The sequence below is a fragment of the Ravibacter arvi genome (genome assembly GCF_039540405.1).
In the GTDB taxonomy this organism is placed as follows: Bacteria; Bacteroidota; Bacteroidia; order Cytophagales; family Spirosomataceae; genus Ravibacter; species Ravibacter arvi.
In genome coordinates this window covers 144,855-161,091 of record NZ_BAABEY010000002.1, presented here as the reverse complement: position 1 = coordinate 161,091, position 16,237 = coordinate 144,855, and the positions used below count along the sequence as shown (strand labels likewise).

Genomic DNA, 16,237 nt, shown 5'->3' with positions numbered 1-16,237 from the left:
GGGTGGGAAAGGCCAAAAGCATGCCACTTTCATTTGGACCGCCCTGCGGGAAAGGTGGTTACAGCATTGTGTTATTAAAAGCATATTTCCCCCAATCTGTAGAAAACCTACTCAACCGCCTTTCTATATTTCCGGAGCGGCGGTACCGCTTTTTTGGCGAAAGGCCGGTCTTCCCGGCGCCGTTTTCCGGTTTCCCTTTTTGGAATTTAGTCCCTGGAATGGAATTGGTCCGCTTGTTTCAGACTGGGGTCATTCTTAATTCGCCGCACCGGCAACCTTTATAACCAATCTGCCCCTCCCACCTAATCCACACATCTATGTTAAACGCGGGTTCTTATTACAGGAAAAACGGTTCATGCCTGTTCAGGGTCTGGGCACCGTTCAGCAAGCAAATGACGCTGCACCTAGTTTTCCCGGACGAACGGGAAATTGAAATGATACCAAAACCGGAAGGGTATTTTATAGCGGAAGTTGAAAAGCTTCCCGCCTCTACACTTTATTTCTATAACCCGGACGGCGAAGCAGATTACCCGGACCCGGCATCACAATTCCAGCCCAAGGGCGTGCATGGTCCCAGCAAGGTTGTGGATCATCATACTTTTGCATGGACCGACCACGAATGGAAAGGAATTCCTTTACAGGAGCTGGTGCTTTATGAACTGCATGTGGGTACCTTCACACCCGAAGGCACATTTGAAGCGATAATCCCCCGCCTCGAGACGCTCAAAAGCCTGGGTGTCAATGCGCTTGAACTCCTTCCGGTAGCGCAGTTCCCGGAGAACCGGAACTGGGGCTACGATGCCGTTTACCCCTATGCTGTGCAGGATTCTTATGGCGGGCCGGAAGGGCTGAAAAAACTGGTCGATGCCGCTCATCAGGCTAACGTCGCCATTTTCCTGGACGTTGTCTACAATCACCTGGGACCCGAAGGGAATTACCTCGGAAAGTTCGGCCCTTATTTTACCGACCATTACCGGACGCCCTGGGGTGACGCCATAAATTTTGACGGTGACTATTCGGACCCGGTCAGAGCGTACATCGCCGATAATATTCTTTACTGGGCGCATTATTTTCACGTCGACGGCCTCCGGCTGGACGCCATCCACGAAATATATGACCGCGGGGCGGTATCCATCTGGGAATTGATCCATAAGAAGCTGAAGGCCAATCCGCCTCTCACCGGCAACCGGTTTTATCTCATTGCCGAATCCGATCTGAACAGCCCGCGGGTGGTACAGCCGCCGGAATCGGGCGGACATGGGCTTGACGCGCAGTGGCTCGATGATTTTCATCATGCGCTGTACGTATTGCTTGATAAAAAAGGGAGATCACGCTACGCCGACTTCGGAACGACCCGACACCTTCAAAAGGCTTATGAAGCCGGTTTTGTCCATAGCGGCGAGTACGTCGGTTTCCGGCGACGCCGCTACGGCAGGTCGTCGGCCGGAGTACCCGGAGAGCGCTTTATCGTTTTCAATCAAAATCACGACCAGGTCGGCAACCGGGTAAACGGTGAACGGCTGAGCGTACTGGTAGATTTCGACCATCTGAAGCTTGCAATGGGAGCCTTGTTGACTGCTCCCTATATCCCAATGCTTTTCATGGGGGAAGAATACGGGGAGGACGTCCCGTTTTACTACTTTGTAAGCCACTCAGACCAGGACCTGATCAATGCGGTTTCCGAAGGGAGAAAAAGCCTGCTCGCTGCTTTCAGTAACGAAAAGGAATTTCCCGATCCAGTCGACCTGGAAACTTTCCGGAGGTCAAAAATCGATTGGGAAAAACGCCGGGTCGGCAGGCACAAAGTCTTATGGGAGTGGACAGAGCGTCTCCTACACTTGCGGAGGACGCATCCTGCACTGAAAAATTTCAACAAAGACGCCACCTGGACCGACCTTATCGGTAACAATGGACTGGCGCTTTACCGCGCGGGCGAAGAGGCGGAGCACCTGGTGCTGGCCCTTTTGAATTTCTCTGAAGAGAGCCTGTCATTCCGCCTTCCGGATGATCGTAAATGGGGAGTTCTGCTCAACTCTGCCGACTTACGATGGCAAAGCACCTACCAGGAAGGGGGAGCGCATACCGCCCCGCCGGAACCGGAACAGAAAAGTGTCAGGGTTAAACCGCTTCAATTCATCCTGTTGGACCGTTATGCCGGCGAGCACGACTCACGGTAAATGCGGGAAGGCGGCTTTGAGGAATCAAACCGCCTTTTTATCAGGATTCATCCAGGTCCCGGCCTTGCAGTCCGGATAGTGCCGGACCAGTCAGAAGGGAGCCGTCAAATGAAAACCTGCTGCCGTGACAGGGGCAATCCCACGACCGTTCGGTATTGTTCCAGCTGACCTTGCAGCCGAAATGTGGGCATACCGCATTCACTGCATAGATTTTTCCCGTTTCCGACTTATAAATTGCGAGCGATTTGCCCTCCCATTCGACCACCCGTGCATCTCCGGGTGCGAGCTCGGTCAGCAGGCTGATTTTGTCATTTTTCCAAAAACCGGCCAGCCATTCCGCCACTACATCCGCGTTTTCCATTACCAGGTTTTTGGCCGAAGCGAGCGGTTTAAGCCGTGAAGGGCTAAAAAGCGATTCAAACTCGGATTCGCCGGACATGATTAGCTCTGAAATCAAAATGGCTGAAAACGTGCCAAAGGTGAAGCCATTCCCGCTAAACCCGGTGGCCACGAAAGTTTCCTCCCGCCCGGGGTAACGTCCGATATAAGGCAGGCCGTCAGCGGGCTCAAAGTATTGGGAAGACCATTTATAGGCTATTTCAGAAACGTTGAAATACGCTCTCACCATTGCTTCAAGCTGTCGAAACACGTTTTCGGTATTTTCTTCGTGGCCGCATTTATGATCAAAGCCGCCCGCAATGACATAATCCCGGTCACCAACCCGCTGGGTCCTGAAATAATTGTAGGGCTCTTTCATATCGTATGCCAGCCCGTCGGGATAGTGGCCGTCGGCGAGCGTAAAGGCAACTGCGTAACTTCGGTAGGGGGCGCATAAGACCGAAAACTGATTTACACCCGGCGGTATATGTGTGGCATATATCAGCCGGCGGGCCTTGATAACACCTTCCATCGTAGACACTTTGTGGTAGTCAGTCTCCCTTTCTGTTTCGTCAACCAGCGTATGTTCCAGGATGATCCCCCCGCTTTCTTCGAATCTTTGTGCCAATGAACAGAGGTAGGCGCCCGCGTTTACCTGCCCCTGCGCTTCAAAACAACAACCGGCAAGAAAAGGCAGCTTTACCGGACAGTCCGACACGGGGTATGCCGTAAGACCGGCACGCAGGGAGGCCTCCCGGATTTCGTCAAGCCGTTGCCGCTCTTCCGCTGTTGCCGCTACCAGCCAGGCGGTCTTGCGCTCAAAGTTACAGGCAACAGCCGTTTCGGCGGTAAACGTTTCCACGAGCGCTATCGCCTTTTCGCCGGCTTTGGCTACCAGGCGGGCTCCCGATAGCCCGAACCTTTTTTCGATAAGGGGATAAGGCGTATCCATGAGCGTGTTGAGGTGAGCGGTTGTGCCCAGGCTGGTTCCGAACCCGATGGTGCGCGCCTCTGCCAGCAGGCAGTCAAGGCCTGCTTCCTGCAGGAGCACGCCGGTAGTAAGGCCGGTTATCCCGCCTCCTACGATAAGAGCGTCATAAACTTTATTGTAATCACAGCCTCCACTGTTCAGCGGCTGGTAGGGTGCCGGCCAATCCTGCCACAAGCTCCTGTTTTTCCCATCTCTGTTCATAATAGTAGTGTATAATGCAAAGGTTGATCTTGGGCCGTTTTTTTCTAAAAATACTCAGACAGCTGCCGGCCCATTCATTGAAGCGTCGCGGCTATTTTCCCGTTTGATTGTGAGGAGCGTCGACGGGCTTGGATTCCGGAGATCCTTTTTGCCGCAAAAAAATAGTCAGAATGACGATGGAAGCGATGGATAAAAATTCGCTTTGCCAGTTTTGGAAGGTTTCAAACCAAAAATCGGGTTCAGCCAGGAACTCGCTTAGCGGTACCGCAGGCTCGTCGTTTAAAAGTTTTTCCTCGTTAAAATTCCGGTAGCTCCCCAGCAGGTGCCCACCCCAGCTTCCCGCAAAAAGTAAGGCAAAAACGATCGACAGGGAATGTTTGTAAATACGTAGGCGCCATCCACCGGCCTTCACCGGGGCCGGTGACGACGCCGAGGGCAATGGCTCCCGATCTACCTCTTCCGGCAGCTCAGGATCTTTGGATTCGGCAGACCCCACCTGCCGGAGGAAAATCGTCAGCACCACATACAGGAACATCTGGAAAAATTCGCTTTGGAAATTTTCGAAAGTAGCCGAAATAGAGTGCCCTGACCAAAAATAGGCAGAAAGGCTCACCGCTTCTTTTCCACGTTCCTCCAGTTCATGGGTGTACAGGCGCCAGCCAAAATAGATCTGTGCTCCCCATGACAACAGGAACATCAGGATAAAAATTATTGAAAGGCTGTTCCGGTAAAAGATATTTCGTGCGGGCAGTTTCATGGCTGTCTTTCATTTCGTGCCAAAAATTTATATCTCCGGCTTCCGGTAACCGGCGTCCTGTCAGCCATTATTTAAAAACGTATACCAACCTGCGCCTTGTACTATCGTTAGGAGGCAAATCTGTCGTTCTCAACCAGGAGAAGAAGCAGATTATAAACGGCCGCAGCCTGCGGGCAATCCCGACCTGGCGACTTTGGTAGATGGTTTGGGACAATGTGCCCGGCGGGATGCTGCAGATTTCCTCAGATCGGGTGAAAAAGCGAATCTCCCATAAAAAGCCGGTTGGGATCAAACCTGCGGACCACGGTCGCCGCGCTCCGGCTTACCCGATTTGCAGAAATTAACGCGCGCCTGGCACGTGCTTTGAAACTGAGTCAGCCAGGCGGACATCGAAAAGTGTCTGCAACTGCATTCACTCACTACAAAATATGAAAAACGTTCACCGGAAATTCCATAAGAAAACGCGAGTTCTCCCGGGAAAACCTTTCCCGCTTGGCGCCAGATACGATGGCAGCGGCGTCAACTTCGCTATCTACTCAGAAAATGCCACGGCCGTCTTCCTGTGTCTTTTTGACCGGAACGGCCCGCCGGAAGAGACCGACCGGTTTCAGCTTGAAGAAGTTTTGCACAATGTATGGCATATTTACCTGGAGGGGTTAATGCCCGGCCAACTTTACGGTTACCGGATCGATGGCCCTTACGATCCGGCCAACGGTTTTCGTTTCAACGTCAATAAATTGCTGATCGACCCATACGCCATGGCGATAACGGGTAGCCTGCGGTGGCACGACGCGCTGTTTGGCTATAAAGTCGGGTCGCCGGAAGAAGACCTGAGCTTCGACGATACCGACAGCGCACCCTTTGTACCGAAGTCGGTTGTGATTGATCATCATTTTGACTGGGGAAACGACGCCCCTCCCGACATCCCCTACCATAAAACGATCATCTACGAAGCGCACGTGAAGGGGCTCACTTACCTGCATCCCCGGACTCCTAAAAAACTGCGCGGAACTTACGCGGCGGTAGCCCATCCGGTCATGCTCGACTATTACCGGAAATTAGGAATCACAGCCATAGAGCTCATGCCGGTTCACTATTTCCTTTCAGACCGCCATCTCGAAGAAAAATCGCTCACCAATTACTGGGGTTACAATACGATCGGCTACTTCGCTCCCGATCCCCGCTATACCCGTACCAAAGCCCCGCACACGGTAATTTCGGAGTTCAAAACCATGGTAAAAAAGCTGCACGAGGCGGGTATTGAGGTGATACTCGACGTCGTATACAACCATACCGGCGAAGGGAATCAACTGGGCCCGACGATTTGCCTTCGCGGAATTGACAATTCGGCCTATTACCGGCTTACAGAAGATCGCCGCTATTATATGGATTATACCGGGACCGGCAATACCCTCAATTCAACCTTGCCGAATGTACTGAAACTTATCATGGACAGCCTTCGCTATTGGATTTCAGAAATGCACGTTGACGGCTTCCGGTTCGACCTGGCTTCGGCTCTTGCCAGGGAACTGCACGAGGTAAATCGCCTGGGCACTTTTTTCGACATTATTTACCAGGATCCTGTCATTTCCCGCGTAAAGCTAATCGCTGAACCCTGGGATGTGGGCGAAGGCGGTTACCAGGTAGGCAAGTTCCCGATGGGATGGGCTGAATGGAACGACCTTTACCGCGATTGCGTACGGGATTACTGGCGGGGTGAAAGCGGCATGCTGGCCGAACTGGCGGCTCGCTTCACCGGCAGCTCCGATCTTTACCAGAATGACTTCAGACTTCCCACAGCGAGCATCAACTTCGTGACCGCTCACGACGGTTTTACACTGCAGGACCTGGTTTCGTACAATGAGAAAAACAACCTGGCCAACCAGGAAGAAAACCGGGATGGCGAGAACTATAATCGCTCCTGGAACTGCGGCCACGAGGGGCCCACCACCGATGAAGCCGTTTTAAAACTCCGGTTGCGCCAGAAGAGAAACTTTCTTACCACGCTTTTCCTTTCGCAAGGGGTGCCCATGATCCTTTCCGGCGACGAATGGGGACGCACCCAGGGGGGAAATAACAACGCTTACTGCCAGGACAATGAAATCTGTTGGCTGAACTGGGACCGGGCCGACCCGCAGTTCCTGGCTTTTACGCGCAAACTGATTCATTTCAGGAGAAAGCACCCGGTGTTCTTCCGGCGCATGTGGTTCCGCGGCCAGCCGATCAAAGGACATTGGATCGAAGACATCGCCTGGTTCACCCCCGACGGGCTGGAAATGCCGGATGAAAGCTGGCAGCATGACCGGGCGGCCTCGGTGGGCATTTACCTCAACGGATACGGAGTACCTACAGGCGATAAGGGCAAAAAAATTGTGGATGACAGCTTCTACATTTTATTTAACGGGATCCCGATAGACGTTTCCTTCCGGCTCCCGCCCCCTGTCTACGGAAACAGCTGGATAAAGGTAATTGACACCGCTGCCGGCATGTCCCGCGAAAAAAGCAAAATATACGCACCGGGCGACTACCTCCACGCCGAGCGTTTCAGCCTGGTTGTACTCAAATCACCCAAACCGAAACAACTGCCGGAGCAGGTGGCTCCGCAATAAAATACGGTCACCTTCACTCCCGCGCCAGGCGGCGGGTACCCGGTAAGGGAATTCACTTACAAAACAGGCGGCTGACGGGTCAAAGCGTTCAGCTCCTTCGAAAGTACCTTCTGAAACCGGTGTGAGAAAAGGGCGGCGACATGCTTTCCCAACTTTCCGGCAGGCGGCAGATAGCGGATCAAAACCCGCACGTCGGTGCCGCCGCCTTCGGCATCCGTAAAAGTTACCTCCCCTGCGTTCCCGATATCGGACCCCTCCAGGGACTGCCAGCTGATGCGCTCGTCGCGCTGGTCGTGGCTTATTTCGGCGGTCCACTGCACTGTGGCGTAAGTGTTGGGCACGCTTACGGTCCAACGGGAATGAACGGGGTCGATTACTTCTATCTTTTTAATGTGCGGGAAGAGAGCCGGAAGATTGCCGAGGTTTTTCCACATTTTGTACACCTCCTTTCTGGGCTTGTCGACCTTTACCGTTGCCGAGAGCTCTATCGGCACAAAATCGTTGCCTTCTGCCGTATTGCGGTTTATCGCTTTGTTCAGGGTACAATAGCCGGTAACACCCCGCTTAATCAGGTACATGCCAACGGGCACCGCAGAAAGTTCATACCATTTGCTTTCCCGCGGGTGACCCGACCCGCGGGTTGCCCATATACCATATACAGTCAGGGCGACTCCTGACAGCGTTGAGACGATCCGCTCACCAGTGCCGATGTTGATATAGCTGTAGTTGGACGGATCCAGGACGATTTCGCTTTCCCGGTCGGAAACCCGCAAAAAATTGTTGGCAGTTTTCATAGTCATAACGTTGATTTTCAAACTAATAAACCATCAACCGCCTGGCGGCGGCTTGCTTTACCCGGCTGCCATTTCCGTGCCATCCCCGGCCCTGTCCCCTTTTTCTGCGCGGGCAACTCAAGCGCCGATGCCTCCGGGGGGAAATTAACAACAGTATGCGTAACAAATCCCCAAATAACGCCAGGAACGTTTTGCCGACGGAATGCCCGGCAGGCACCCCGCCCGTCCTTTTTTAAAAACGTTCCATCGTAAGCCCGTGATTGAGCATGGCGCCGGCAATATTGCCGGTAGAAACCGCAGAAGCCACCGAACGCATCGGGGAAGAATTGTCGCCACAGGCAAAAATCCCGTTGACAGTGGTTTTCTGCCCCGCATCTACCTTGATTCTCCCGTGTTCGGTTAGCTCACAACCCAGCAAAAACGGGAGATCCGAATGCTGAGTGAACGGAATGGCGGCATACACGGCATCGAGCTCCATTTTACGCCCGTCTTCAAAAACTACGCTCCTGACATGCCCGCCATCGTGCTCAATTTCGGAGACGGGGGTGCTGACCACCTGTATACCGCGGCTGTCCAGCTTTTCCAGCTGTCCGGAACTGAAGTCGGGCTGGCCGGATGTCAGTATCGTAATTTTACCGGTAAGATTGTTTACCAGCGAGGCCAGGTGCAAAGCCTTTTCACCGTTGGCCATAATGCCTGTATTTTGTCCCCGGTACTCGTAACCATGGCAATAGGGACAATGAATTACGGAAATTCCCCAGCACGCCGCAAACCCCTTTATGGCCGGCATCGTGTCTTTTATACCCGTTGCAAAAATCAATTTCTCAGCGTTAAATGTCGCCCCGGACCGGGTAGTCAGCTCGAAGCCGCCCATGCTTTTTGTCCCCCCCACCACTTCGTCCCGGCGGAAAGTAACGGTGTCGTATTTCAGTACCTGCGCTCTTGCCTTTTCCGCAATTGCACCGGGCTTCTCACCGTCATGTGTGATGAAGTTATGAGAATGAGGCGTTTGGCGGTTACAAGGTAACGCACTATCAATAATCAGCACTTTGCGCAGGGCGCGGCCCAAAGCCATCGCCGCCGATAGTCCTGCGTAGCTCCCGCCGACAATAACAGCTTCGAAACTCCGGCCTTCCGCCGGAGAATGTGCTTCCTGCTCTTTCATTAAAATACACTTTAAGTTGGTTTATATTTGCAACATTGTTGCAAATATAAACCAACTCTTTCCATACCTGCAACTGCATTGCCGATAAAACCTGCGTATTCTTCATTTACCCGGTAGTCAGCGGGATCAACAAAATGGTCGGGTCGCCGCGAATTTTACCGTATGCGGTTGACAAGATATTTGCCATGCTCTTAGCTTTCGGGGAAAGCGCCGGAAGAACTGACACACGCACAAACCCGAAATTGTACAAAGTTTCATTCCCCGACATGAAAACAGTTTGCGCGTGCGTTTCATCCGAAACGCATAGAAACCGATAGAAAAATTTCTATACAGATAACAAGAGATCCATCTAATCAACCACTCCTTTGGCTTACCCGGGGAATCCATAATCAACTACCCGGAACAGGTTTTTACGACTGCATCGTGCGATGTATCAGCAGGGCTGCAAGTCATCCTACTTCTTCTTCCCAAAGCCTTTAAAATGACCTCTTACGTATTAATGACAAAATTGCCACACCATTTAGCCAAAATTTTCTACTACGCCAATAGAATTATGTTGGGATATTTGTCACATCTCTATTATTAGAAAATCGTCTTCACTATTAATAAAACAAATTCCTGTCGCTATGGCTATGGGAAATCATGATACACGTTATGATCTGTCACGTCAATTTCCTTTTCTAAATACCCGGCCTATGTAACCATGGATTATCCAATTCCATGGACATGCTGCACAACTGAACTGTGATCGAGATAAGGCAAAGCCTTTCGGGAAACGGGAACCAACTCCCGGGTGGGACAATTGTGCCCTCCCGGTATTGAGGGACAATGATCAGACAACCGCATAAAGTACTCCTAATTTCAAACTATTAACCCCAAATATTCACATGATTAAATAAAAAACCACGTAAAAAGTACAAACTCTTTATTAATTAATGCAAACAACTTTATGAAACGAAATGTACTAGTTGCCACTGCCGCGCTTGCCTCAGCAATGCTCGCGGGATTGGGCGCCCGGGCTCAAACGCCCGGTGGGGTTTCGCCGGCCGTCTGGTACCGGGCCGATGCCCCCAACTCAGTGTTTTCTGATGCGGGTACTACTGTCGCCTCCAACAACGCAACGGTCCAGCAATGGAATGAAGCGCGGGGAAACGGGCAGAACCTGTTGCAGGCCACATCCAGCGCGCGGCCGGTGTTTTCCAACAGCTCCGCGCTGGCCAACTTTAACCCTACTGTTACCTTTGACGGGAGCAATGACTTCCTGCAATTCACGGCCGGGGCAGGTGTAAACCTGATCGACCGCGCCAACGGCTCCATTTATGCCGCCGGGTACGTGAACAACCTGAAGCAAAGCGGGTTTGCGGGTTTTCACGCAACCATGGACTATCCCGGGCTTCATGTTTTCGGGAGCAACACCAAGCTTCTCTTCTTTACCGGCGGGCCGGGCTACCAGGGTCTGAGCGCCGCGTCAATGACAAAAAGCACCTTCTTTACAGCAGGTTCGGGCTGGCAGAACGGTGCAGGTACCAACGCCAGCTATGCGGCCGCTACCGTTTCACTGAACGGTACGCGCACCGACTATTCGGCAAGTGAGTTGTATAACGCCAACCTGAGCACCGGAGCACGTGATTTCCGGATCGGGGCCGATAACAACTATGGTGCATTCAGCGGTCAGCTGAACGAGGTCATGGTGTTTGAAGACAAGCTGACTTCAGACCAGATGGACCGTGTAGAGACCTACCTGGCCATCAAATACGGAACCACCTATGCCGCCGGAACCCGGGATTATAAGAATTCTGCCGGAAACACGGTATGGAGCGCATCCGCAAATACAGGTTCTCATAACAACATCGCAGGTATCGGTCGCGACAACAATGGCTCCCTGCATCAGAAACAGTCCTGGAGCACCAACCCCGGGTCACAGGTTCTGATCGGTACCGGCACGCTGAACGCAACCAACGCCGGTAACACTGCGTCACTGACCGACGGTCAGTTCCTGGTTTGGGGGGATAATGGCCTGGCTAAATCGCCAAACGTAGTCATTTCCGGTATCAGTGGCATCAGCCACAGGTTCGCTTCCATCTGGAAGGTGCAGAACACCGGGAACGTAGGTACCGTTCGCGTGGCCTGGGTAAAAAACCTGCAGAACCTCAGCCTGATCCAGAGTTCAGACGCGGTAATCAACTCGTCTGATGTTGTCACGAATATGTCGGCCAATGAAACCGAAATCAATGGTGTTACCTACAACTATGCGGATGTAACGCTGGCCAACGGTCAGTATTTTACTTTTGCGGCCAAAGTGGCGGCCCCGGGCGGTGTCTTTACCGACCTCAGGGTCTGGCTTAAGTCCGACGCGGGCTTTGCGCCGGGCGAATGGTATGATCATTCCGGTAATTCAAACAGCTACACCCAGACCAATTCTAGTCGTCAGCCATTTACCGCAACCAAGTCCTACAATTTTAACCCGGTAGTTGATTTCGGAACAACAGGCAGCGACGCCCGCTTTATGGTGGTGCCCGCCGGTAAGCCTTACTCGGCCAATGGTACCAGCAGCTCCGTTTTCACAGTCAACCTGGACAGAAGCCTCGGCGGGTACGCCGACATTCTGGGGTTTGGCGCCACCACAACCACCGCAAGCCTGATCAATGCGAATTTACCTGTGTTAACAAGGCTGGGTGTCAACGTGGTTAACTACCCCTATTCGGATTCTTCTCCGGCCCTTCCGGCCGTTGTAGCCAACAGGCTCTACCTGAACGACGTTTCGTTTACTGTAGGCGTGGCCGGTGTTAAGTATGGCCAGAACGGTACAACGGGTTCAAACAATCAGACCTTTGCAGCCGGGTACTCGAAGCATGCAAACGGTAGTGTACTGGGTTCGCAACCCGAAGTAAGGAACGGGTTGATCGGCGAGGTGATTGCTTATGAAAGAGATCTGACCGAAGCAGAAAAACAGCGTGTAAGGACTTACACTGCCATTAAGTACGGCATTACACTGCCGCACAACTACATCGCCAGCAACGGTACCACGGTTATCTGGGACCAGACGACCAACAGTGGTTACAATCAAAACATTGCCGGTATCGCAAGCGATGAGGGAAGTGCCCTGGTCCAAAAGCAGTCGCAAAGTATCAACAGCGGTAGCCAGGTCCTGATTGCCACAACCGGTTTGGCTGCCAGCAACGCGTTAAATGGCAATGCGCTGTCAAACGGCCAATCGCTGGTTTGGGGAGATAACGGTCTTGGAAAAGTTCCGGCGGTGGCTATTTCTGGTGTTTCCGGGGTTAATTTCCGCTTTGCATCCGTATGGAAGGTACAGAATACCTCCGGCGTCGGGACGGTAAGAGTAGCATGGCCCGCCGGGTTAACCAACCTTACCTTGATCCAGAGCAGCGATCCTGCTTTTACTACAGTAGGAGCTTCTACGCTGATGACCTCCAACACAACGCCGGTAAATGGCGTGTCCTACAATTATGCGGACGTGACACTTGCCAATGGACAGTACTTTACTTTCGGAGCCCAGTTGAATGGTCCGGGTGGTGTTGCACTGAACCTTCGCGTATGGTTGCGTTCGGATGCAGGATTCTCACCGGAATCGTGGGCTGATTTGTCCGGAAATGCCAACAACTACACCCAGACAAACAGCACCCGCCAGCCGTTTGTAGCCGACAAGCTGTACAACTTTAACCCTGCAGTTGATTTCGGTACAACGGGTGGGGACGCTCGTTTTATGGTAGTTCCAGCCGGTAAGCCATATTCGGCAAATGGTACTGCCAGTACTTTGTTCACGGCGTTCGTCAACCGTTCCGTGAGCGGTTATGCCGATGTCATTGGTTTTGGTGGCACTACGACCGGGGCAGCTCCTACCCAGGCGAACAACCCGGTTTACACCACTTTGGGCTCCAACCCGATTTTGTATCCCTACAGTAACCCGGGTGCCAAGGTGCAGTCCTACAAATTGTATCTGAATGATGCCTCTTTCACAATCGGATCGGGCGGTATCAAATACGGTCAGAATGGCGAGCTCGCACAGGTAAACACCAATGTTACGGCCGGAAACGCTCTTCATAACAACGGTAGCGTACTCGGTGCCCAGGGCGAATCAAGAAACGGCCTGATCGGCGAGACCATCGCTTACGAGCGGGATCTTACCGAACCAGAGAAACAGCGGGTCCGCAGCTACGTGGCGATCAAATACGGTATCACCCTGCCGCATAATTATATTGCAGCAAATGGAACGACCGTATTCTGGGATCAATCAATCAATACCGGCTACAACAAGAACATCGCCGGTATTGTAAGAGATGACCACGGTTCACTGAACCAGAAACAATCATGGAGCATCAACTCTTCCAAAGAAGTACTGATCAGTACAACAGGGTTGGCAGACGACAATGCAAGCAATGCAACTATGCTTACCGATCAGCAGTTCCTCGTATGGGGAGATAACGGCCTGGCAAAAGGACCCACTGTTGCTTTCGGAACCATCTCCGGTTTGCCTTACAACCGTTTCGCAGCCATCTGGAAAGTACAAAACACGGCGTCGGTCGGAACCGTACGCGTAGCATGGGCAAAAGGATTAGCTAATTTGAAGCTGGTTCAAAGTAGCGATGACGTGATTGATCTGTCTGATGCCGTTACGGAGATGTCTTCTACCATAACAATTGGCGGCAAGGAATACGCTTACGCCGATGTAACGCTGGCAAATGGCAGCTATTTTACATTCGCAGCCTTTGTACAAGGCCCGGGCGGGATCACCAACAACCTCACCCACTGGTACAGAGCCGACTATGACGTAGAATCACTCGGCGAGGGAACAGATGCTTCTGAATGGGCTGACTTTAACGGCGGGGTTATTTCTACGCAAGTGGGAGATGCCGACATGCCGAAGTTCAAAACGGGTGCTGCCGATTACTTCAACTTCAACCCGGGTCTTAATTTTACCGCTACGAACCAAAAGCTCGGAAATATCACGGAAAGAACGCTTAGCGCACTTGATTTCGATATTTTCACAGCCACAAAAGAGTCGATGGCCGGTGGCCGGTTCTTCAACATCGGTAGAAACAACACTACGTTTGACGGTTCCAACTGGGATTCACCGGGTCTGTATGCCAATAGCGCGATCGCAAGAAGAAACAATACGGGATCGTTGCTGGTCAATGGCTACCTGGGCGGTGGAAACCCCGACTTTTCAGGTAACAGCCCGAGCATCATGTACTATACGTTCAAAGATGTCTCGATCGCGAAAGGTCTCAACGGCGGCGCAACAGGCACGCCTCTTGCACACGGAGCCATAGGTGAAGTAACCGGGGGCCATGTTTTCGGCTCCAACAGCGGTGATGTTACTTTGGGTGATGACGGTGGCTTTGTCGGGAACATCGGTGAACTGATCATTTACGGCGCGGGTGCCGTATCGGCTACCGACCGTAACAAAGTAGACAGCTACCTGGCTATCAAGTATGGTGTAACAATGGCTGCCGGCAGCAACTACACCACTTCCGCGAATGCGGTTATATGGGACGCTACCGCCAATGCAGCCTACCACAACAACATAGCAGGTATCGGCAACGACTTCCGCTCGGCCCTGCATCAGAAGCAAAGCCGGAATCAGCATGCCAATACGAACAACCAGGTAACCATCGGGTTGGGCGGCATCGCCGGGACGAACGCCGAAAACACCAACCAGCTTGCCGACGGGCAATTCCTCGTGTGGGGTGATAACGGCAATACGCAGGCCATGACCAACACAGCCAGTACCTATACTGCGTTTGTATACGCGGGCAGCATCAACAATGCCCGTCGTATGAACCGTATCTGGAAGGTACAAAACACGAATGTATCCGGGGAGACCCTGATCCGTTTCCCGAAAGCATCGGTCGGAACCACTACACTGACCAACGATGCATGTGCCGGCTATGTGATCATTTTCGCTTCTAACGCAGAGTTCACAAGCAATGTAACCGCGGTTCCTTTGACTGAAAACGGCACGGACTACGAAGCGGTTCATGCGTTCCCGAACGGAGCCAGCTACTTCACCTTTGGTAAAGTAACCCCGATCACAACGGGTACCGTTTATCTGCCGGGTGTAGTAGAAGAATCCAACGAGTACAACGACAATTGCGGTACTGGCGAATGGACGTATTACCGCAATACGACTGATGCTACACAGAAGTTCTTTGCAGCTTCCAATCTTTCGTCGACCATTCTGGACAACCTCACTGTAAAGGTAACGCCCGAGGGTGTGACCTACGAAGAGGGTACCAAGATGACCAAGCTGATGCCGCGCATTACTACCGTTACAGACGCTTCCGCGTCAGCGTTTACGGGTGGGAAAGTACGGATCTACTACAGCGCATCGGAAATGGCGGACACCGAGGTGCCGGCAGCCCTGGTAACCGGATGGTTCAAGTATGAAGGTACAGCAGAAGAGGTAATCGCCAACGTGTACGCTTACGGCAAGCTTGAGGCAGCGAAAGCTGTTCAGATCACGCCTGATGCCAGTGGTGTTGAAGACGGTATCAACTATGTCGAATTCCACAACCTCACTGCGTTCTCTTCGTTCGTGTACCTGTCGACTACCGAAGGCTCGGCTTTGCCTGTAACACTGGCTTACTTCAATGCGGCCAAAGAAGGAAACGGGGCTAACCTGACCTGGGCTACTTCGGAAGAGGTGAATAACCAGGGCTTTGAAGTCCAGAGAAGTGCCGACGCACGTTCATGGCAGGCAATCGGCTTTGTGGGCGCTAAAACGCCGGGAGGCAATAGCAAAGGGTTGCTGACTTACGACTTCTCTGATGCAGCGCCTGTCCGGGGAATCAACTATTATCGCCTGAAACAGCTGGATGCTGACGGATCACATATCTACAGCGCTATTGAAGCACTTCGTTTCGAAGCTGTGAAAAAAGCACTTGTGGTGTATCCTAACCCGGTAACCGACGGGAAACTGCTCCTGACCTTACCGCAATCAGGTGCTTTCAAACTTTCGGTATTCAATATCGCCGGTGTGGAAGTTCTGAAGACGGCTCAATCAGGAAATTCAGTGGATATCAGCGGCCTGCGTACCGGTGTGTATGTACTGCGGATTACCTACGCAAACGGAGAAGTTCACAGCAGAACATTTGCGGTAAACTAATCTGACGAATTGCAATAATTCGAAACGGGATCCAAA

Annotated in this window: 7 protein-coding genes; 3 read left to right on the top strand and 4 right to left on the bottom strand. The window is 52.3% G+C overall.

Features of this window, described 5'->3' with window-relative positions; translation table 11 throughout:
* The first annotated feature begins 317 nt into the window (after positions 1 to 317).
* Positions 318 to 2,177: a malto-oligosyltrehalose trehalohydrolase gene (gene treZ, locus ABD852_RS02185; RefSeq protein ID WP_345026366.1), complete on the top strand. Its 1,860-nt coding sequence runs from the start codon at positions 318 to 320 to the stop codon at positions 2,175 to 2,177.
* Positions 2,178 to 2,217: 40 nt separating this feature from the next.
* Here the strand turns inward: treZ and ABD852_RS02180 are convergent, their stop codons facing one another.
* Positions 2,218 to 3,747: an FAD-dependent oxidoreductase gene (locus ABD852_RS02180; protein ID WP_345026365.1), complete on the bottom strand. Its 1,530-nt coding sequence runs from the start codon at positions 3,745 to 3,747 to the stop codon at positions 2,218 to 2,220.
* A gap of 91 nt (positions 3,748 to 3,838) precedes the next feature.
* Positions 3,839 to 4,504 carry a DUF6766 family protein gene (locus tag ABD852_RS02175; protein ID WP_345026364.1) on the bottom strand — a complete coding sequence of 222 codons (666 nt, stop codon included), beginning with the start codon at positions 4,502 to 4,504 and terminating at the stop codon, positions 3,839 to 3,841.
* 428 nt (positions 4,505 to 4,932) lie between these two features.
* On the opposite strand from ABD852_RS02175, the gene glgX reads away from it, so the two are divergent.
* A complete protein-coding gene (gene glgX, locus ABD852_RS02170; protein WP_345026363.1) occupies positions 4,933 to 7,113 on the top strand; it encodes a glycogen debranching protein GlgX in 2,181 nt (726 codons plus the stop codon).
* Positions 7,114 to 7,169: 56 nt separating this feature from the next.
* On the opposite strand, the gene ABD852_RS02165 is transcribed toward glgX, so the two are convergent.
* Positions 7,170 to 7,907, bottom strand: a complete 738-nt coding sequence (locus ABD852_RS02165) for an SRPBCC family protein (protein WP_345026362.1) — start codon at positions 7,905 to 7,907, stop codon at positions 7,170 to 7,172.
* Between the two features lie 232 nt (positions 7,908 to 8,139).
* Complete coding sequence (locus tag ABD852_RS02160; RefSeq protein WP_345026361.1) at positions 8,140 to 9,072, bottom strand: NAD(P)/FAD-dependent oxidoreductase; 933 nt, start codon at positions 9,070 to 9,072, stop codon at positions 8,140 to 8,142.
* Between the two features lie 949 nt (positions 9,073 to 10,021).
* Between ABD852_RS02160 and ABD852_RS02155 the strand changes: the two genes are divergently transcribed.
* The gene (locus ABD852_RS02155) at positions 10,022 to 16,201 is read left to right on the top strand and encodes a DUF8202 domain-containing protein (protein WP_345026360.1); all 6,180 of its coding nucleotides are present in this window, start codon (positions 10,022 to 10,024) and stop codon (positions 16,199 to 16,201) included.
* Positions 16,202 to 16,237: the final 36 nt, after the last annotated feature.